This is a genomic window from Paenibacillus paeoniae (assembly GCF_003388735.1).
GTDB lineage: Bacteria > Bacillota > Bacilli > Paenibacillales > Paenibacillaceae > Pristimantibacillus > Pristimantibacillus paeoniae.
In genome coordinates this window covers 905,879-923,609 of the sequence record NZ_QUBQ01000001.1, presented here as the reverse complement: position 1 = coordinate 923,609, position 17,731 = coordinate 905,879, and the positions used below count along the sequence as shown (strand labels likewise).

Below are 17,731 nucleotides of genomic sequence, written 5' to 3'. Positions count from 1 at the left end.
AATATTATGTTGAATGGGTGAGACAATCCGATACGGTACCCCATCTAAAAGTAACGCCAAAGTCATTGTACACAAAGAACAAGGGGCCCGTCAAAGCAAAAAAGCCCCTGCGCGACAGAGGCGTTTCTTCTATATAAAACGTTTCTTATGCTACTGTAAAAACGATTTTGCTAAGCGAGATCAACATAAACAATAGGTACAGCGCGCTTGTCACAAAAAAACTGAGCCGCCAGATCGCCCGCAAGACGCGCTTGACGTCTACGCTGCCGCGTTTGCGGAATTGGGCGTTGCCCAGCAATCCGCCCGCCAATATCATGACTAGCAATATGCCATAAAGGCCGAAGGAGCTTTTGAACATTATATTGAATAAGGCCGATACGCATAAAATAAAAAAAACAGTGGATACGTCCATTGCCATAATGAGCGCCTTTTTCCGGTTTTGGACGATCGCGCCGTAGCCGAACAGAACGATCGCAAAAGGAAGAATTGGTATAACCGCGAGTGCCGTATAAACGATTTGTATGCTATTCCAGATCGCGCCCATGCTTGTCCCCTTTCTTTATTGCATCCCTTCGAAAGATTCCACGATCGCCGTCACCGCTTCGTTCATCGGCGCCTTGAGTCCATGCGCTGCGGCCAGCTCTGCTACCGCACCGTTAATAGCGCGTATTTCCGTCTCTCTGCCCCCGCGGACGTCTGCCAGCATAGAAGAGATGTTGGCGCTTGTACGCGCGCACACCTCAAGCACCCCTTCCCAGCTGTCGCCGGGATCTTGCATCCCCGCTCTTTTCAAAATGTCTAACGTTTCGTTATGTAATGCCCGCATTATATGTACGCGCCGCTCTTGCTTCGGGAGCTCGCCATTGGTTACATCAAATAGTGCAGTAAGCGGATTGATGACCGCGTTGATCAGCAATTTATGGAAAATCCGATTATTGATCTCATTCGACAAAAAGGGTTGGAATCCTGCCTTTTGCAGAGATAATAGAAACTTTTTTTGAGATTTTGCACGTTTTTCGTCAAATACGGGGTCATTTTCAGCTCTCTCGCCAATCCATAGCTCCCCGGCCCCGGCCAATCTGACCGTCCGCTCATCCTCTCGCTTAGCCCCCATCGTTGTCACAGCTGCATAGATAGGTACATCGCCAAGTCCCGCGGCCAGCTTCTCCAGATGACCTATTCCATTCTGCAAACAAAGTATGGAAGTATGCCTATATATACGAGTCAACAGTTGAAGCTGCTGAATCAGCTCATCCTGGATTGCCGTCTGCTTGACCGCCAGAATAATCAAGCACTCCTCTGTATCTCCTGACTCCAGCGCCGTGTAGGAATGACCGCCCATGCGCTCGCAGGGTAAGTAAACCGTTCTGCCGCTTCCTGCCGTATCCCTCAAGAGAATGCCCGCATCCTTAATAAGAAGACTCTGCCTCTCTGTTCGCGTCCATAGTCTCACGGATTCCCCTGCCGATGCAAGATTGGCCGCAACCCATAGCCCGATGGCTCCCCCGCCTACAATTTCAATATGCACAGCGTCAGCCCTCCTTCGGTTGCTTGTCCCCGTATTATACACTGGGCTCTTTCGAGATGAAAAGCCCGCCGTATCATAAACGGCGGGCTTCCCTAGTATCGCTATAACTTATTCAATGCGTTCCAGATTGCCATTGGCATCCATCTTGAACCTTGGCTTTGCTTCCTCTTCACTGGACAGCACGGTCAGCCGACGCGCGCGATCCATAATTTGAATGAGCGTCTTATAGTCGTCATTCACAACGCGATAATCGGTCTGGGCGCTGCTTGCTTCCTTTGCCAGTCTCTCATTCTCGTTGCGCAGCCGGTAAAGCTCTTCTTCTTTGTCTTTCAAATCCTTCTCAAACAGCTTGATTTGCCTGGACAAATCCTGATAGGTCGTCTTCCAGCCTCTTAGGAACCGGATAACGGCATCAATGGAAAGCCCTTCGTCCAGCGTGCCTGCATCATGCTTGTATGAACGTTCTTCCGTGTCATATACCGCAAGCGATGAAACTTGGGATATGGCCGTTACAGTCTGCTTCTTCAAGTAATTGCGCTTTTGGCGCTGTTGCTTGGCAATCTGTATCGCATCCTCATAACGCTTGCGAACACAGCTGTTCCAGCGGAAGCCGCATGCGGCGGACGTACGTCCAATTCTTTCGCCCACTTCTTCGAATGCTCCAAGCTGTGTGCTTCCTTCGCGAATATGGCGTAGAGTCACCTCGGCGAGAATGAGATCATCGTCCGGACTCCACGCGTCTTGTCTAACTGCTGTCATGCAATCAAAACCTCCTAACGTAAAAGGCGCTTACTTATCTCTATGCCCTTGGTAGAGTTCATAGAATCTATTGGATACTAAATTGTATAACCAATTTTTCACATCCTCATACATGTTTAGGATGATTCATGAGCAAACTGTAGATAATGTGAAGAGGATATGTCAAAAAGTTTGCCAATTCGTCACGGTTTCAGGTTTACACTCGCATAGGCTAACGTTATAATGAAGTTTAGAAAATCGGGGCATGGTAAAAGGGGGATGTAACATGGCACGCATGTATCGGGTACTTGGCTTCTGGTGTTTAGTCATCGGGCTTATGGCTTTTGCAGGCCATATGACGGAATTCGCGCTGCTCTTCTTCGCGCAAGCCGTCGCTTTTGTATTCTTGGGGTACTTGAATTTCTCCGAAAAAACGTACATAACGATGTTCTGGGGTTATATGGCGATTTCCTTTATTGGATTCACCTATTGGTCGGTTTTCAAGATGAGCCTGCCATTCTAATAACTACAAGAACAAACAAGGCTGTCTGTACTGCGATTCCTCGCATGCAGACAGCCTTTTTCTATGTCCTCTCTAGGATCATAACCTTGAAGCTCTCGCTCATCCCATCGCTTAGCAACAGTTGCCTCACAGCCCTGTTCCGCCTCGCCTCTTCGCCAAATGGATTCGAGCCATCATGGCCGCCCAGCAGCTCCAAAATACCGTTGTCGAGCAAAAACTGCTTTTGCGTCTCATAATAAACAACGCTGAATCCCGCTTCTTCGGCCGATGAGCGAACAAATGAGAAAGACACATGAGCGGTAATATCCCGCTCTCCCGCGCCGTGAAATGGCGAATCACTGGCTAGATGACGCCAGTAAGTCATTAACGTGCCCTGCATACGATGCTCCGCTGCATATTCCTCCGCTTCATGACCGTAATCAATAAGGATGACGCGGTCACCCGCATTCAGCAGCCCGCCAAGTTGATGGAGCCACCTACGCGCGCCTGGGCACACTTCCGTTATTTGGCCATCCCTCAGCTCAATGCCATCCCGTTCCAGCCAACATAGAAAGTCGGCGTCCGATATCGGCATATCTACATAGAGAAATCCATGTCCGGGCCAAACCGCAACGCCCAGTTCCCTGTAACCCTCTCCCCTGCGAATGATCCGGTGGACAGGAAAGGCGTCTAATAGCTCATTCGCTATAAGCAAACGCGGCATCTTCACTCCCCCGGTTTCCCAATCCAATATGCACTCGCTGGATGTCCTTACCGGCGGTGAAGTCGGAATACCAGCCTGAAGATAGGATTCCTTCACTTTCGCACGATGACCGGGATGATTCTCAACAAGCTGTTGACTAAATCGGCTCTCCCAGTCCGGAACATGCCCCCGCAAGGTAGCTGCGATGCCTGCAGATAATTGCCCTGTCCCGGCCCCCCATTCAACAAGAATAACAGGGGCATCCAGCGAAGCTTGCACCTTCAAGACATACCGTGACAAGATCTCCGACATCACACCGCCTATAGCAGAGCTGGTATAGAAGTCGCCTCCCTTTCCAACTCTGGCTTCGCCAGATTGATAATAGCCGTAGTCTTCATCATACAGGCAGGTTTCCATATAATCATGAAAAGAAATACAAGGCAGCAAGTGAGCGACCTCGCCCGGCCTCTCACCCCATCCTGTCAAGCGGGAGTGAAAGATTCGATTGGCTAATCGCTCTGCAAGCGGGGTATCTGGAAAGCTTGTCATCGCTTGTTTCACCCTTTTCCAATTGTAAGATATAATAGAAATGGCTTGCGCATAAACTAGTTGGTGAGCTAGCGCTTACGAAGCGAGGTTTGCTACGCAAACCTTAAGTAATGCTTACGAAGCGAGGTTTGCTTCGCAAACCTTTTAGAGGGGAGGATGACGTTGACTGAAATCAGCATCCGCGAGCGAATAACAATCGCCCTGCTGGCTTCGCTGCTCTGCGCCTTCATCATGCTGCGGCTGCCCGTGCTCGCCGAAGAGCGTCCCGAGTCTCCTGACGATCTGCACTCGCTTCTGGAGAAAAGCCTATCTGTTGTGGAAATTGACAAGGAGATCGCCCGAATCGGACAAGAGAAGGACGCCCTTCTCCTCACGATGACAGAAGCAGAGAAGCAGCTCGCCGCACAGGAGCTTGCCATTGACGGCAAGCGGAAGCAAGCGGGAGATGTATTGCGGGCCTACTATATGGGTGAGCGGGACATGTTGTACTTTTCCTTGCTGACGATGGATTCTTGGACAAAGTTTTTCACATTACTGGACTATTTGGATATTATTATCTCGCAAGACAAGCATACCTTGAATGCATACATCGGGCAATATCGGGATTTACAGGAGCGCATAACTATGCTTGAGGGAAAACAAGCAGAGCTAGCAGCAGTGGAAGATAGACTGAATATTCAACGCGATAGAGTGTTAGCATTGGAATCCCAGCTTGAAGGCGAACTGGCCGGACGTTCGGACAGCGACCGAATTCGCCTGCTGATCGAACAGCTTACCGGGTTCTGGGAATCGACCGGATTGAAGGAAGTTCGCGCTTACTTCGGAGCGTTATCCGATTCCATGGGCAAGCTCCCGGGATGGATTCAAAACAATAAAGATTTAATGGAAATAAAGGGACTGCAATATACGATTCGCATGCCCGAAGACAAGTTAAACGAATTTCTTCGCGAACAAGATGAGCGGTTCAACGATCTCTCGTTCCGGTTCGAAGATGATAGCATAACAGCTTCCGGCAAAAGAGATCAAATTGAGATTAGCATCACCGGCCATTACAGTCTGGTCCAAGAGCCGCGCAACGGACTTCTCTTCCATGTCGACGAATTGCTGTTCAATGGATTCATGCTGCCGGATACGACGCGCAAAGCTCTGGAGGAAGAATTCGATCTTGGGTTCTATCCCGGACTCATTACGCCATTCCTCAAGGCTAAGTCGGTGGAAGTAAAGGACGGAGACCTTATTATCAAGCTGGGTGTAAGCCTGTAAAACCTCATAAAGACAAGAAAAGCGCAAATTTCGAAGGCTAATTCTAGCAACGAAACTTGCGCTTTTTCTTGTTTTATTGTATTCAGCCATCGTTTAGCCCACTGTCTCGGCTTACTTTTTTGATTCTTCTGCTGTCATCCATTGAACAAAAGCAGTTAAACGGCCCGTGTCCATGCCTGCCGCCTTCCATGTACTGGACCAATCCCTCCATCGCTTCGGCCACTCCGGATCAGGCGCTACACTGTCGATCTGAGGCGCTTTGGCGCTGAGCGCCTCCAGCCACCAATAAGGCGGCGCATCGCCTGACTTCGTAATCAGCCTCATCTGATCATACAGGGAAGGCCGCACCGGCAGCTTTCCGCCTTCTTCGAATTCCTTCAAGCTGCTGTAGGGACTTGTCATCTCCTGAATCCACAACATCGCTTCACCCTCCGAGCGACTGCCTGAACCGATAACGAAGCTTGCGCCATTAAGCCATGGATAATAAATATGCTCCTGTTCTACATTCAGCTTATTGCGAGCAGACTGACTTAAGCTATTGAGCTGTTCCCACGGCAATACGAGCATAAGCAACCTGTGCGCCTGGATTAGCTCATTCAGTTCAGAGTTGCGATGTGATGGAATCGAGGCAACCGGCCCCGTCGATTGCAGCCATACCAAACTGTCCTGAACCTGCTCAGGCAAAGCATGCAGATTAATAAGCTTCTCCTGGACACCATTCAATCTGGAGGACCAGACCAGCAACTGCTCGAACTCATCGGGGTTGAAATTCATCAGGTAACGCTCTTCTTCCGGCACAGAATCATTCGACGCTGAGGCGATCTTCTCCGCCAATGCTTGGAAAGCCTCCCAACGATCCGGCGGCTCCGACAAACCCGCCTCGGCAAGAAGTTCCTTGCTCCAGGCGACCATATACGGGTTAATTCGGTATGGAACGCCCCACAAATAACCGTTCCACTTCAGCGGCTCCATTAATCGGGGCAATTGGTCGGACAATACATCACCGGTCATCAAGCTGTCAACGGGCTTCAGCAAGCCTTTCACCGCAAGCGGAACAATCCCCCCGTTGTCTAGCAGCATCACGTCCGGTGCTGTACCATGATTGCTCATTGCAAGCAAATGCTCATATCGTCCGGCACTATTCCGCTCATTCGATATTTCAACTCGGATATGCGGATACTCCATCATAAAACGTTCCGTGCGTTCTACAAGACGAGTATAATCCGAATTAGGCAAGGAAACGTTTACATAAAGATCAGTCGATAATTGCGCGATTCGCTGGCCTCCAGCAGGCTCTATCGGTTCAACCCCGTCGGATTGGCTCACTCTATCCCAGTTCCAATTCATGGATCGCGAGAAATACAACAGCAGCAAAGCGGTAAGTAGCAATGCACCGATAATGAGCGGCACATATTTGCGAGGAGACACAGCTTTCTTCCTTTCCGGCTACCTTGGTTATGGGTATAGAATAGCAGTTTGGGGCCGACTTGTACAACCCTTATGAGCCAAAAGTATGATGATTATTCCAAAAAAACGATTTCTCCGCTCTATAGACATTGAATTTGCGAGCCTTATTAGAAAGAGTTATCCCGCCAGCAGCAGAAGCTGCTAGCGGGATAACTCTCACCCCTCGTACCTTCAACTTGCCTCTCGCGTCCCCCTACAGCAAATCGGCAGCATGCTGCGCCAGCTTGGAGCGCTCTCCCTTCTCCAGCGTCATATGCCCGCTGATGTTCTCTCTTTTGAACTTCTCCACAATATGCGTCAGACCGTTGCTGATGGAATCCAGATAAGGATGATCGATTTGTCCGGGATCACCCATTAATACGATTTTGCTGCCTTCCCCGACACGCGAGACGATCGTTTTCACTTCATGCTTGGTCAGATTTTGCGCTTCGTCAATAATAATAAATTGGCCCGGTATGGAGCGGCCTCTAATGTATGTCAAGGCTTCGACTTGAATGCTGCCCATCCCCATCAATATTTTATCGATATCCCCTGCTTTTTTCGTGTCGAACAGAAACTCCAGATTATCATAGATGGGCTGCATCCACGGCCGCAGCTTCTCCTCCTTCTCACCAGGCAAATAACCGATATCCTTCCCCATAGGCACCACCGGCCTTGCAATCAATAACTTCTTATACTTATGCTCATCCTCGACCTTCAGCAAGCCTGCCGCCAAGGCCAGCAGCGTCTTGCCCGTGCCGGCTTTGCCGGACAAGGTCACGAGCGGAATATCATCGTTGAGCAGCAATTCCAGCGCCATTCGCTGCTGCGCGTTGCGGGCAGTTATTCCCCATACCGGATCATTGCTCAAAAAAAGCGGCTCCAGTCGTACACCGTCTTGGCTAACCTTGAGCAGAGCCGATTTGGAGGTTCCCATCTCGTCGCGTAAAATTACAAATTCATTCGGGCTAAGCCGATCCTTTAACTGCAAATGATTAACGCTCAGAAACCGATAAGAATAAAACTCATCGATGATGGAGGGATGGACATGCAGCGTGACATTGCCGGTATACAACTCGGAATGATCCACGGTGCGGTCGGACAAATAATCCTGCGCTTCCAGTCCAAGCACATCAGCTTTAATCCGAACAAGCACGTCCTTGCTGACAAGTACGACGCTTCTTTTCTCCTCTACCTTCTCTTGCTCCATATGATAATTGAGAGCAACTGCCAGAATACGATTGTCATTGGACATCTCGCCGAACATCTCATGCACGCGCACAAAGCTGCGATGGTTCAACTCCACTTTTAGCAAGCCGCCTCTAGGAAGCGCAATTCCTTCGTGCAAATGTCCCAGTTCCCTCATATTATCAAGCAATCTCGATACGGATCTGGCATTACGGCCTAGCTCGTCGGCAAGCCTTTTTTTTGAATCAATTTCTTCCAATACGATGGCAGGGATGATTACCTCATTGTCGTCAAAGGCAAATAGCGATTGAGGATCATGGAGCAATACGTTTGTATCGAGCACGAATATTTTATTCATGAGAACCCTCCCGGCGTCGAATATACTTCCGCATACATAGCGTCAGATGGCAGCGGACACACTAGTGTACAAGCGAATTGCGCGACACACACTGATAAAGAGGTGGCATACATGTACAAATGGTTAACAGCGGCAATCGTCATAGCGTTACTCGCTACAGGCTGTGGCGCGCGAAACGAGACATCACCCTCTCCGCAAAATGATCGCCGCTATCAGGCAGCACAGAATGGCAGCGGCAAGAAGCTCATAGAAAATCGCAGCGAAGTCGAGTCCCATCTGGAAGAGCTCGCCAAAGGCGTGGACGGCGTAGAGAATGCTCATTGCGTCATTGTAGGCAATACCGCTATTGTAGGCATCGATGTCGATGGCTCCTTGGAGCGCTCCCGGGTCGGCACAATCAAATATTCAGTAGCCGAGGCGTTCCGTAACGACGAATATGGCGTAGACGCATTTGTCACGGCCGACATCGACATTGCCAATCGGATAGAGGAGATCGGCAAAGACATTCGTAACGGTCATCCATTCTCCGGATTTGCAGAAGAGCTGGCCGACATTATGGGACGCCTGGTTCCTCAACTCCCGCGCGATATCGTGCCTCCCGACAATGAGCTCGATGACAGCAACGGGATGACGGAAGCTGAACCCGAGGGCGAGGAATCCCGGGATGATGCACAAGGTGAAGTGCTCAAGGAAAACAGCCTGACCAAGCCAGCTCCTTCCCGCTCACGTTAAGAAACGGTAAAGCCCCTCAAAAGACGCAAAAAGCCTAGTGATCTAATCACTAGGCTTCTACACATGTGCCAATATGCATGGCATTATACTTGTCCCCAAATTTCCCTTTGGCAATAGAAATGACAGTCAACTGCTTGCTCCAAACATTCGTATCGTCAGGTTGCGGATCTACCGCGATGATCGGATTCTCCATCCGCATACCCTCCTTCTGAATCGGCATTCAAAAGCAGCTGCTTAGCTCCTATTATAGCTATAATATGACCGATAGTCTACGGTCATTCAGCCATTTTTGCTTGAAGAGCCGCCTTGACCTTCGCAAGACTGGCCTCATCCACATAAACGTTCGGACTTCTCCATACCCCTTCAAGGGACAGAAACTCGATATCACTGCTTCTGACGGAATAATACGTTTCGATCATCCGGGTAATTTCCTGCCTTTGCATATCAGCGGAAATGTTCTTCCCTACAGCATCGATGACACTGCCAATCTTGGTTATGCCGCCCAAGCTGACGAGTTTGTCCACGATCGCTCCAATCACTTCTGTCTGACGGCGATTGCGGTCGAAGTCGCTGGACATGTTCTTGCCGTCATTCGATTTCCGGTAGCGGACGAAATCAAGCGTTTCTTTGCCATCCAGCTCCCTAATGCCAGGCTGCAGATCAATATTTGTGCCATCACGCGTATCCTTGTACTTCATTCGCATGTCTACATTGACTGTAACTCCGCCTAGAGCATCCACGACATCGGAAAAGCCCTGGAAGTTGATCATGGAGGCATATTTGATATCAATATCAAACAGCTTGCCCATCACTTCCTTGACCGCCTTCTTCGCTTCCAGATCAGCCGCTTCCTTCTTCATGCCCTTATCACGTGTAGCGACAACGTAGCTATCCGCATAGAAGCGATTCGCCTTCCGTGCGCGGTATCCTTCCACATCGACATATGTATCACGAGGAATAGCAACGACGGTCGCTTTTTTCGTTACCGGATTAAAAGCAGCTACCATCATAACGTCGGTGTTTAGGCCCCCGCCGTGGTCGCGTGAATCAATGCCCATGAGAACAAAGGCGACCGGCTTCTGTTTGACAGACTCCGTAATCGGAACGGGCGTGGCTTCCGGATCATTCACAGCGATCGTATCGATAGCGTCCGATGTCTTCAGTGCCACCACAACGATAAGCGCCGCAGCCGTAAGCAGCAGGCCGAACAAAAGAAAAAAGAACACTCTTAACAGAGGTCTTCTTTTCTTCGACTTCTTCTCCTTCCCCGATTTGGTTGAGGGAGATTTGCGCCCACTTGAACGCGGTGGCAATGAGTTCGGTTGTTGGCTCATCCTTTCACCTTCAAGCTTCGTTATATTTGGGATTTGCAATGATGTCGTGAAGCAATTGTTCCCCGGTTTCCCGGGGATACATCTGCAGTTTCATACGGCCATCCTTCTCGTACCGGACGTGGATCATTGTCTCGTCAATCCTTTCAATATCAAAGGATGCAAGACCATGATCCTCCCGCAAAATTTCCTCGAAAAAAGCAAGAGTGTCGCGCGCAGCACCATCATCTTGTCTCGCATCGGCGACCAGCCGGATTTGAAGCCAATTGAACAGCGCGTCCTGGAGTCTCATTGTCCTTGCTCCGCGTTGTGCGATTCGGTGCCGCCTGTCTTGCCCTTCTTCCACTTATCATACATCTGACGGCCTCTTAGCATCAGCATCAAGAGGACGGCTACCGCCATACACTGAATGATCGGCAGCTTGTCGACCTGCATAATCATCAGGACGAACGAACCTATCGCCATTACAATATAGACCATAATTTCCTTCAGGATCGGCAGTTTCGCCTGAGGGCGAAATACCGAGTTGAAGATATAGATCGTAAATGCCAATATCAGAATATAGGAGACAAGCTTATGCTCGCTCAGCCATTCCTGCATCTTACCTACCTCCTAACGCAAGTTACCAGCTTGCGAAACAAACGTCACTTATCAAACCAACAGCTTTCTTATACGCCGGCTTGGGACATTTTGCGATGCTTCTCAGCGCGCTCGCGCTCGCTTTTCACAAGAATCTTTTTACGCAGACGGATCGACTTCGGCGTAATTTCGCAATATTCGTCATCATTCAAATATTCCAGAGCTTGCTCCAGGGAGAAGATAACCGGTGTTTTCAGCTTGACCGTATCATCCTTGCCCGCAGAACGAACGTTGGATAATTGCTTCTCTTTACAGATGTTGACGATGATATCGTTATCGCGGTTATGCTCGCCAACGATCATGCCTTCGTAAATTTCAGCGCCCGGCTCCAGGAACATCAAGCCGCGGTCTTCAACACCCAGCATGCCGTAGAACGTAGATGTGCCGTTCTCACTTGCCACAAGCACGCCTTGGTGACGGCCGCCTACGCCAGTGCCAGCCAGCGGTCCATAGCTGTCGAACGCATGGTTCATGATGCCGTAACCGCGAGTCAGCGTCAGGAATGATGTACGGTAACCGATCAGACCGCGTGCCGGAATAATAAACTCCAGACGCACTTGACCGTTGCCGTTGTTAATCATGTTTACCATCTCGGCTTTGCGTGTGCCCAGACTCTCCATGACTGCACCCATGCTCTCTTCCGGAACGTCAATAAGCAGTCGCTCGTATGGCTCTTGCTTGCTGCCGTCGATTTCCTTCACGATAACTTCAGGCTTCGATACTTGCAGCTCATAGCCTTCACGACGCATGTTCTCAATCAGAATTCCAAGATGCAGCTCGCCGCGTCCGGATACGACAAAAGCGTCAGGGCTTTCAGTCTCTTCGACGCGAAGCGCAACGTCAGTCTCCAGCTCTTTGAACAAGCGATCACGCAGCTTGCGGGACGTTACCCACTTGCCTTCGCGACCCGCAAACGGGCTGTTGTTAACCAGGAATGTCATTTGAAGCGTTGGCTCGTCAATTTTCAGGACTGGCAATGCTTCCGGATGTTGAGGGTCGGCAATCGTCTCGCCGATATTGATTTCACGAATACCTGCAATCGCTACGATATCGCCAGCGCCTGCTTCTGCAATTTCGACGCGCTTCAAGCCTTGGAAGCCAAACAGCTTCTCAATTCTCGCCTGCTTCGGCTTTCCATCACGATCGATTACAGCTACCGGCTGGCCTTGCTTGATTGTACCGCGGTTAACGCGACCAATCGCAATCCGGCCCAAATATTCGTTAAAGTCAAGAAGAGTAACGAGGAATTGAAGCGGCTCTTCCACATTTTCAGTCGGGGACGGAATGTGGTTTACGACGGTATCGTACAACGCCATCATATTGTCATCCTGCTTCTCAGGATCAAGGCTGGATGTACCCATGAGCGCCGATGCATAGACAACAGGGAATTCAAGCTGTTCGTCGTTCGCTCCCAGTTCGATGAACAAGTCGAGAACTTCGTCAATAACTTCAACAGGTCTAGCGTTCGGACGGTCGATCTTGTTCACAACTACGATAGGCGTAAGCTGATGCTCAAGCGCCTTGCGCAATACGAACTTCGTCTGCGGCATGCAGCCTTCGAATGCGTCAACGACCAGCAATACGCCGTCAACCATTTTCATAATCCGTTCAACCTCGCCGCCGAAGTCGGCATGGCCCGGTGTATCCACGATGTTAATCATGTAGTTTTTGTACGTGATTGCTGTGTTTTTAGCCAAAATCGTAATGCCGCGTTCCCGCTCCAGATCGTTGGAGTCCATCGCGCGCTCTTGCACGGCTTCATGTTCTCTGAACGTACCCGATTGTTGAAGCAGTTTGTCAACCAGTGTTGTTTTGCCGTGGTCAACGTGTGCAATGATTGCGATGTTGCGTAAGTTCTCTCTTGCTTGCATAAGAAATAATCCACTCCAATTGTTTTTAAATTAACCTTAAGTGACCTGATCTACCAGCGCTTGCGCGTCCCGAACATCATCCAGGCTCCGGCCGCAATGAACAGCGCCGCAATGAGATATATGCCCCAGCTCCACATCAGAATGAGCACGAGGAACAGAACCGACGCGACTGCGAGCGCGATGGATGCCGTGAACACAACCCGCGGCACGGAAGCCCCGCCGAACATGTAGTATTCATATAACCCTGCGGCAAAGCCGAAGATGAACATCGGCCATAGATACTTTAAGCTATCCCATCCAAAAATGTTGCAAATGATAAACAGCAGTGCGTATACTACGAGCATTCCGCCAGGAACCAGCATGACGGCCGGAATCACTCTGCCGAAATAAAGCACATGAAGCAGTACCCCTGGTATCAGAACAAGCAACGGCCAAAATATCGCACCCAAAAAGCCGAACACACCTATTTTGCCCAACAAGATAACGACCCCAGCTAACAGCAGGATAATTCCAGCGGAATATTTGTTAGTAGGCATATCCATTCCGCTCCTTACAACATCGATCGTATAGACAGACGAAAGACGCCAGTTTTTTTATCTTTATTAGTTTAATGGAACTGCGGCAAAAAAACCAGTAATCTGTCGAGAGATTCACAAAAAAAAGCAGAACCAAACAAAAAACAGCGATTTATCGCTGTCTCTGCTGTCGGGAAAGTCTTAAATATCAGACTACTTAAGGAAGCTGCATTTAGAAATAAAAGCGTTCTGAGCTTCGAATTCCCACCCATTTGGCACGATTAGTTGTTTGTGGTACTCCTGCATCGCATATTCTAAACCGTCTGACAAAACGCCCATATCGAACTTGTCTCCCTTGTCGAACTTGTCGTCCTCAGCGATATTCCGACCGTTTTTTCAATACGGCCAGGATGACCACCAGCGGCACACACAGCAACGGAATGAGCTGATCCAGCGTCTGATTGCCATGGAATACAGCCGTATGGAGGCCGGGATCCTTCATCAGCATCTCGCCTGCGGCAAAGGCTAGCAGCCCCGCTCCAATATAGGCCAGCGCCGGAAATTTGTTCAGCAAGCTTCCTAACAATTGGCTGCCCCAGATAATCATCGGTATGCTTAGCGCAATCCCGAGCAAAATAAGAACAAGATCACCGTCAGCAACCGCAGCGATCGCAAGCACATTGTCCAGGCTCATAATAAAGTCGGCCGTCACGATCGTCCATATCGCATGTCCCAGCGTCGCCACGCGCTTCACATGATGGGACTCTGCCGCAGCGCCAGCGTCGCCCAGCAGCTTGACCGCGATATACAGCAGCAGAATAGCGCCTGCCGCTTGCAAATATGGAATTTGCAGCAGTTGCAGCGCAACAATCGTCAATACGCATCGCAGCCCCACAGCGACGAATGCGCCCCACCAGATCGCCTTCTGGCGCTGTCCGGGCGGCAAATGCTGGCTTGCCATCGCAATGACAATAGCGTTGTCTCCACTAAGCAATACATTAATTAAGGCGATTTGCAGAAAAATAAAAATGCTGTCCACGATCGATCTCCCCTCTCATAAAAGGGGTATGAACAAGCTATGGGGAATATGTCCAAAAATCCATCTTCACGAAATTCCTTATTTATTGTAGACTGCAATAAGCAAGCATAGAGATAGAGAGGAGGAAATAATACATGGACTTTTTCACGGTCGAATTTTTCACCGCCCTGTTGACTATCGTATTCATCGACCTTATTCTGGCCGGGGATAATGCCATTGTCATAGGTTTGGCGGCGCGCAAGCTTCCGCAGCACCAACAGAAGAAAGCTGTCATTTGGGGCACTGTCGGAGCCGTCGGCATTCGCGTCATCGCAACGCTGCTTGTTGTTCAACTGCTCTCCGTCCCTTGGCTCAATCTGGTGGGCGGCCTGCTGCTCCTCTGGATCGCGTTCAAGCTGCTTGTTCAGGAAGACAGTCACGATAACATCAAGGCAGGCAACACGCTGTGGCAATCGATCCGTACCATCATTATCGCAGACGCAGCAATGGGCATCGACAACGTTATCGCAGTCGCAGGCGCGGCAAAGGGCTCCTCTCATAGCGAGCATGAAATGATACTCGTCATTCTCGGCTTGATTATCAGCGTTCCGGTCGTTGTCTGGGGCAGCACCCTATTCATTAAACTCATCAATAAATTCGAGTGGATCGTCTATATCGGCTCCGCCGTACTAGCGTATACCGCCGCCAAAATGATTACACATGAGAAGCAATTCCACGGTGCTTTGGATGAAAACAAACTTATCTTTTGGTTGTTTATCATCATCGTAATTATTCTAACGGTCGGCTCAGGATATATGGTCAACAAAAGGAAACAAGCTTCCGCAGCACAGAAAAGCAGCCAGTCCCACTAAGGGATGGCTGCTTCTTTATTTGAATTCTGGGTTCTCGCTCGATTCCTTAGAACCACTCGTCTTCTTCAGAAGATGACTCCGTTGACTGTGCGGAACTCGTTTTGCGGGGAGAAAGAAACATATGCTCCGTTCCATTGATCGCATCTTCAATCATCGTGTCCAGATTGGCGATGCCTGCCTCGACATTCTCCACGATACGGATATTGGGATTCGTGCTTGGCGACTTCGGCAAAAACAGGGTGCAGCAGTCCTCGTAGGGAAGAATGGAGGTCTGGAATGTGCCGATCTTCTCCGCCATGGCGATAATTTCGCTCTTGTCCATCATAATGAGCGGTTTTAGCATTGGCAGTTGGGCAGCTCTCCCAATGACATTCATGCTCGGCAAGGTCTGACTTGCCACCTGCCCCAAGCTTTCGCCGGTTACGATACCGAGCGCGCCGCTTTTGGCTGCCAGCCCTTCCGTAATCCGCAGCATCGCTCTGCGCATAAGCGTAATGATCAGATTGTCCTGTCCAGCCTGCGCAAGCGTCGTCTGAATTTCTGTGAACGGCACAAGATGCAGCTTCAGCGGAGCTCCGCTGAAGTAGGATAGCCGCTTAGCAAGCGCGACGACTTTATCCTTCGCCTGCTCGCTTGTGAACGGGTAACTGTGGAAGTGGACCGCTTCGAGCTCCAGCCCTTTCCGCAACGCGAGCCAGCCCGCCACGGGACTGTCGATGCCGCCCGATAGCAGCAGCATTGCCTTGCCGTTGGAGCCGAAGGGGAAACCTCCAGCCGCAGGAATGACCTCACAGAATAAATAAGTAGCTTCCGCCTGAATATCAACCTTCAATTCCACTTCAGGATTTCTTACATCGACGCTCAACTCGGGGAACGCCCGCAAGATATGGGCGCCGACGAGATGATTCATTTGCTGCGACTGGTGCGGGAAGCCCTTCCATGCCCGTTTCACGCTTACCTTGAATGTCTTCGGCGGTGTCTTCAAGGAATTCATCAACGTCATCGCCGTCGCCCGTATCGCCTCAAGCTCCGATTCGGAGCTGATGACCGGACTAAGCGATATGATGCCGAACAAGTCCTTCAGCCTGTCCGCAATCGGCTCATAAGGCTGACCGTTCAGTTTCACGTACAGCCGTCCGAATGTCTTCCAGTACGTTACGCCTTTGAATGGAGTCAGCGCGTTCTTCACCTGGCGGTGCATCCGCTTCTCAAATTGGTTGCGGTTTCGGCCTTTCATAATCAAATCGCCATAGCGAAGTACAATCTGGTCGTATATCAATGTTGGCTACCCCTCTCAAGCGGCTTTAATTGTGCAATAACATCCGTCAGAGCGGCAATCAGCCGCTCCACATGCTCTTCCCTATGCTCGTCCCCGAAGCTGATGCGAACGCCTCCTGAAGCATGCTCAGAACTGGCGCCTATCGCAAGCAGCACCCGGCTTGGCTTGTTATCCTTCGAGGAGCAGGCGGATTTCGTCGAAGCTATTATACCATGCTGCTCCAACATATGAACGATCACTTCCGGCTTCATGCCGGGATACGAGAAATGAACGATATGGGGCGCTAGCGGCTTCGCGCCGTTTAGCCTAAACTCCGGTCTTGTCTCGATGAATGCCCGCAGACGGCGGGTAAGCTCGTACATCTTCTCCGCTCGCTTCTCCATACTCTGGAGCGACATACGGAGAGCCTTCGACGAAGCGACGATAGCCGGTACATTCTCTGTCCCTGCACGGAAGCCTCCCTCATGGGAGCCGCCGGAAGACAGTGCATGCAGCTTCACTCCATCTCGCACATAAAGCCAGCCGATCCCCTTCGGTCCGCGCAGCTTATGGGCAGAGGCGCTGACCAGATCAATTCCCCACGCTTCCGGATCGAGCGGCATCTTGCCCAGGCTTTGAACCGCATCGACATGAAATAGGATCTGAGGATAATCGCGAAGCAACTCCCCAATCTCCTGAATAGGCTGAACTGTGCCGATCTCGTTGTTCACATGCATAACCGTAACCAGAATGGTTTCATCCGTCAGCGCAGCTCGCACCGACTCAGCTGACACATGCCCGGTCTTGCTTAAAGGCAAATACGTGACCTGATATCCCTCGGAAACCAGTTGCTTAAGCGCTTCATGCACGGATGCATGTTCAATACCGGAAGCAATAATATGATTGCCGCGCGAACGATAGTGCCTGGCTGCGCCCTTTAGCGCCAAATTATTCGACTCTGTGCCGCCGGAGGTGAACAGCCAGCTCCCTCTCGACGTACCGAGCAATTCCGCTACCAGCGACCGGGAACGCTCGATCAGCTTCGCCGCCGCCACGCCTCCAGCATGAAGGGACGAGGGATTGGCATAATGCTTTCTCATGACTTCCATCATGGCAGTCATAACCTCTTCATACGGCGGTGTTGATGCGCAATGGTCGAAATATAACAATCGTGATCACCCTTTCCTCGAAAAAAAAGAAGAGATCGCGATTCTGTCGCA

Annotated in this window: 19 protein-coding genes; 4 read left to right on the top strand and 15 right to left on the bottom strand. The window is 50.4% G+C overall.

All coding sequences use genetic code 11. The features are described from left to right. Positions 1 to 145: 145 nt before the first annotated feature. From DX130_RS04060 to DX130_RS04050, 3 genes are all read right to left on the bottom strand, one after another. Positions 146 to 544: a DUF3397 domain-containing protein gene (locus tag DX130_RS04060; RefSeq protein WP_116043034.1), complete on the bottom strand. Its 399-nt coding sequence runs from the start codon at positions 542 to 544 to the stop codon at positions 146 to 148. A 15-nt stretch (positions 545 to 559) separates the two neighbouring features. Continuing rightward, positions 560 to 1,528 carry a ketopantoate reductase family protein gene (locus DX130_RS04055; protein ID WP_165861150.1) on the bottom strand — a complete coding sequence of 323 codons (969 nt, stop codon included), beginning with the start codon at positions 1,526 to 1,528 and terminating at the stop codon, positions 560 to 562. Positions 1,529 to 1,636: 108 nt separating this feature from the next. After that, entirely contained in the window at positions 1,637 to 2,287 is a 651-nt protein-coding gene (locus tag DX130_RS04050; RefSeq protein WP_116043031.1) for an RsfA family transcriptional regulator, read from the bottom strand. Positions 2,288 to 2,552: 265 nt separating this feature from the next. Here DX130_RS04050 and DX130_RS04045 point away from each other — a divergent pair, with 265 nt between their 5' ends. Continuing rightward, complete coding sequence (locus DX130_RS04045) at positions 2,553 to 2,789, top strand: DUF2626 domain-containing protein (RefSeq protein WP_116043029.1); 237 nt, start codon at positions 2,553 to 2,555, stop codon at positions 2,787 to 2,789. A 61-nt stretch (positions 2,790 to 2,850) separates the two neighbouring features. On the opposite strand, the gene DX130_RS04040 is transcribed toward DX130_RS04045, so the two are convergent. Further along, a complete protein-coding gene (locus DX130_RS04040; RefSeq protein ID WP_116043027.1) occupies positions 2,851 to 4,020 on the bottom strand; it encodes a class I SAM-dependent methyltransferase in 1,170 nt (389 codons plus the stop codon). A 162-nt stretch (positions 4,021 to 4,182) separates the two neighbouring features. Between DX130_RS04040 and DX130_RS04035 the strand changes: the two genes are divergently transcribed. Further along, positions 4,183 to 5,283, top strand: a complete 1,101-nt coding sequence (locus tag DX130_RS04035; RefSeq protein WP_133297886.1) for a coiled-coil domain-containing protein — start codon at positions 4,183 to 4,185, stop codon at positions 5,281 to 5,283. Between the two features lie 111 nt (positions 5,284 to 5,394). Here the strand turns inward: DX130_RS04035 and DX130_RS04030 are convergent, their stop codons facing one another. Next, positions 5,395 to 6,711, bottom strand: coding sequence for an extracellular solute-binding protein (locus tag DX130_RS04030; RefSeq protein ID WP_116043024.1), 1,317 nt, complete (start codon positions 6,709 to 6,711; stop codon positions 5,395 to 5,397). A 232-nt stretch (positions 6,712 to 6,943) separates the two neighbouring features. Further along, positions 6,944 to 8,275, bottom strand: coding sequence for a PhoH family protein (locus DX130_RS04025; protein WP_116043022.1), 1,332 nt, complete (start codon positions 8,273 to 8,275; stop codon positions 6,944 to 6,946). A gap of 111 nt (positions 8,276 to 8,386) precedes the next feature. Between DX130_RS04025 and DX130_RS04020 the strand changes: the two genes are divergently transcribed. After that, positions 8,387 to 9,007 carry a YhcN/YlaJ family sporulation lipoprotein gene (locus DX130_RS04020; RefSeq protein WP_116043021.1) on the top strand — a complete coding sequence of 207 codons (621 nt, stop codon included), beginning with the start codon at positions 8,387 to 8,389 and terminating at the stop codon, positions 9,005 to 9,007. Positions 9,008 to 9,056: 49 nt separating this feature from the next. Here DX130_RS04020 and DX130_RS26335 read toward each other — a convergent pair whose 3' ends face one another. The 7 genes from DX130_RS26335 to DX130_RS03990 all read right to left on the bottom strand — a co-directional run bounded on the left by DX130_RS26335 (position 9,057) and on the right by DX130_RS03990 (position 14,402). Further along, on the bottom strand, positions 9,057 to 9,200 hold the full coding sequence (locus DX130_RS26335) for a hypothetical protein (protein WP_165861149.1): 144 nt from the start codon (positions 9,198 to 9,200) through the stop codon (positions 9,057 to 9,059). An 82-nt stretch (positions 9,201 to 9,282) separates the two neighbouring features. Then, complete coding sequence (locus tag DX130_RS04015) at positions 9,283 to 10,341, bottom strand: LCP family protein (RefSeq protein ID WP_116043019.1); 1,059 nt, start codon at positions 10,339 to 10,341, stop codon at positions 9,283 to 9,285. A 10-nt stretch (positions 10,342 to 10,351) separates the two neighbouring features. Beyond that, positions 10,352 to 10,630 carry a hypothetical protein gene (locus DX130_RS04010; protein WP_116043018.1) on the bottom strand — a complete coding sequence of 93 codons (279 nt, stop codon included), beginning with the start codon at positions 10,628 to 10,630 and terminating at the stop codon, positions 10,352 to 10,354. Further along, complete coding sequence (locus DX130_RS04005; RefSeq protein WP_116043016.1) at positions 10,627 to 10,938, bottom strand: YlaH-like family protein; 312 nt, start codon at positions 10,936 to 10,938, stop codon at positions 10,627 to 10,629. Before DX130_RS04005 ends, DX130_RS04010 begins: the two co-directional genes overlap by 4 nt. Before the next feature lie 68 nt (positions 10,939 to 11,006). Then, positions 11,007 to 12,848: a translational GTPase TypA gene (gene typA, locus DX130_RS04000; protein WP_116043014.1), complete on the bottom strand. Its 1,842-nt coding sequence runs from the start codon at positions 12,846 to 12,848 to the stop codon at positions 11,007 to 11,009. Between the two features lie 50 nt (positions 12,849 to 12,898). Then, entirely contained in the window at positions 12,899 to 13,384 is a 486-nt protein-coding gene (locus DX130_RS03995) for a hypothetical protein (protein WP_116043012.1), read from the bottom strand. 352 nt (positions 13,385 to 13,736) lie between these two features. Then, a complete protein-coding gene (locus tag DX130_RS03990) occupies positions 13,737 to 14,402 on the bottom strand; it encodes a TerC family protein (protein WP_116043010.1) in 666 nt (221 codons plus the stop codon). A gap of 134 nt (positions 14,403 to 14,536) precedes the next feature. Here DX130_RS03990 and DX130_RS03985 point away from each other — a divergent pair, with 134 nt between their 5' ends. Beyond that, positions 14,537 to 15,253 (top strand): TerC family protein, encoded by a 717-nt coding sequence (locus tag DX130_RS03985; RefSeq protein WP_116043008.1) that lies wholly within the window; start codon positions 14,537 to 14,539, stop codon positions 15,251 to 15,253. A 46-nt stretch (positions 15,254 to 15,299) separates the two neighbouring features. Here the strand turns inward: DX130_RS03985 and thiI are convergent, their stop codons facing one another. Both thiI and DX130_RS03975 read right to left on the bottom strand, forming a co-directional pair. Next, positions 15,300 to 16,532 carry a tRNA uracil 4-sulfurtransferase ThiI gene (gene thiI, locus DX130_RS03980; protein WP_116043006.1) on the bottom strand — a complete coding sequence of 411 codons (1,233 nt, stop codon included), beginning with the start codon at positions 16,530 to 16,532 and terminating at the stop codon, positions 15,300 to 15,302. After that, positions 16,529 to 17,680, bottom strand: coding sequence for a cysteine desulfurase family protein (locus DX130_RS03975; RefSeq protein WP_116043004.1), 1,152 nt, complete (start codon positions 17,678 to 17,680; stop codon positions 16,529 to 16,531). Before DX130_RS03975 ends, thiI begins: the two co-directional genes overlap by 4 nt. Between the last annotated feature and the right edge of the window lie 51 nt (positions 17,681 to 17,731).

Excerpts from the sequence above, each read along its gene's own strand:
- DX130_RS04060 (WP_116043034.1), bottom strand. The coding sequence starts at position 544 with ATGGGCGCGATCTGGAATAGCATACAAATCGTTTATACGGCACTCGCG.
- DX130_RS04050 (WP_116043031.1), bottom strand. The coding sequence starts at position 2,287 with ATGACAGCAGTTAGACAAGACGCGTGGAGTCCGGACGATGATCTCATT.
- DX130_RS04045 (WP_116043029.1), top strand. The coding sequence starts at position 2,553 with ATGGCACGCATGTATCGGGTACTTGGCTTCTGGTGTTTAGTCATCGGG.
- DX130_RS04040 (WP_116043027.1), bottom strand. The coding sequence starts at position 4,020 with ATGACAAGCTTTCCAGATACCCCGCTTGCAGAGCGATTAGCCAATCGA.
- DX130_RS04025 (WP_116043022.1), bottom strand. The coding sequence starts at position 8,275 with ATGAATAAAATATTCGTGCTCGATACAAACGTATTGCTCCATGATCCT.
- DX130_RS04020 (WP_116043021.1), top strand. The coding sequence starts at position 8,387 with ATGTACAAATGGTTAACAGCGGCAATCGTCATAGCGTTACTCGCTACA.
- DX130_RS26335 (WP_165861149.1), bottom strand. The coding sequence starts at position 9,200 with ATGGAGAATCCGATCATCGCGGTAGATCCGCAACCTGACGATACGAAT.
- DX130_RS04015 (WP_116043019.1), bottom strand. The coding sequence starts at position 10,341 with ATGAGCCAACAACCGAACTCATTGCCACCGCGTTCAAGTGGGCGCAAA.
- DX130_RS04010 (WP_116043018.1), bottom strand. The coding sequence starts at position 10,630 with ATGAGACTCCAGGACGCGCTGTTCAATTGGCTTCAAATCCGGCTGGTC.
- DX130_RS04005 (WP_116043016.1), bottom strand. The coding sequence starts at position 10,938 with ATGCAGGAATGGCTGAGCGAGCATAAGCTTGTCTCCTATATTCTGATA.
- typA (WP_116043014.1), bottom strand. The coding sequence starts at position 12,848 with ATGCAAGCAAGAGAGAACTTACGCAACATCGCAATCATTGCACACGTT.
- DX130_RS03995 (WP_116043012.1), bottom strand. The coding sequence starts at position 13,384 with ATGCCTACTAACAAATATTCCGCTGGAATTATCCTGCTGTTAGCTGGG.
- DX130_RS03985 (WP_116043008.1), top strand. The coding sequence starts at position 14,537 with ATGGACTTTTTCACGGTCGAATTTTTCACCGCCCTGTTGACTATCGTA.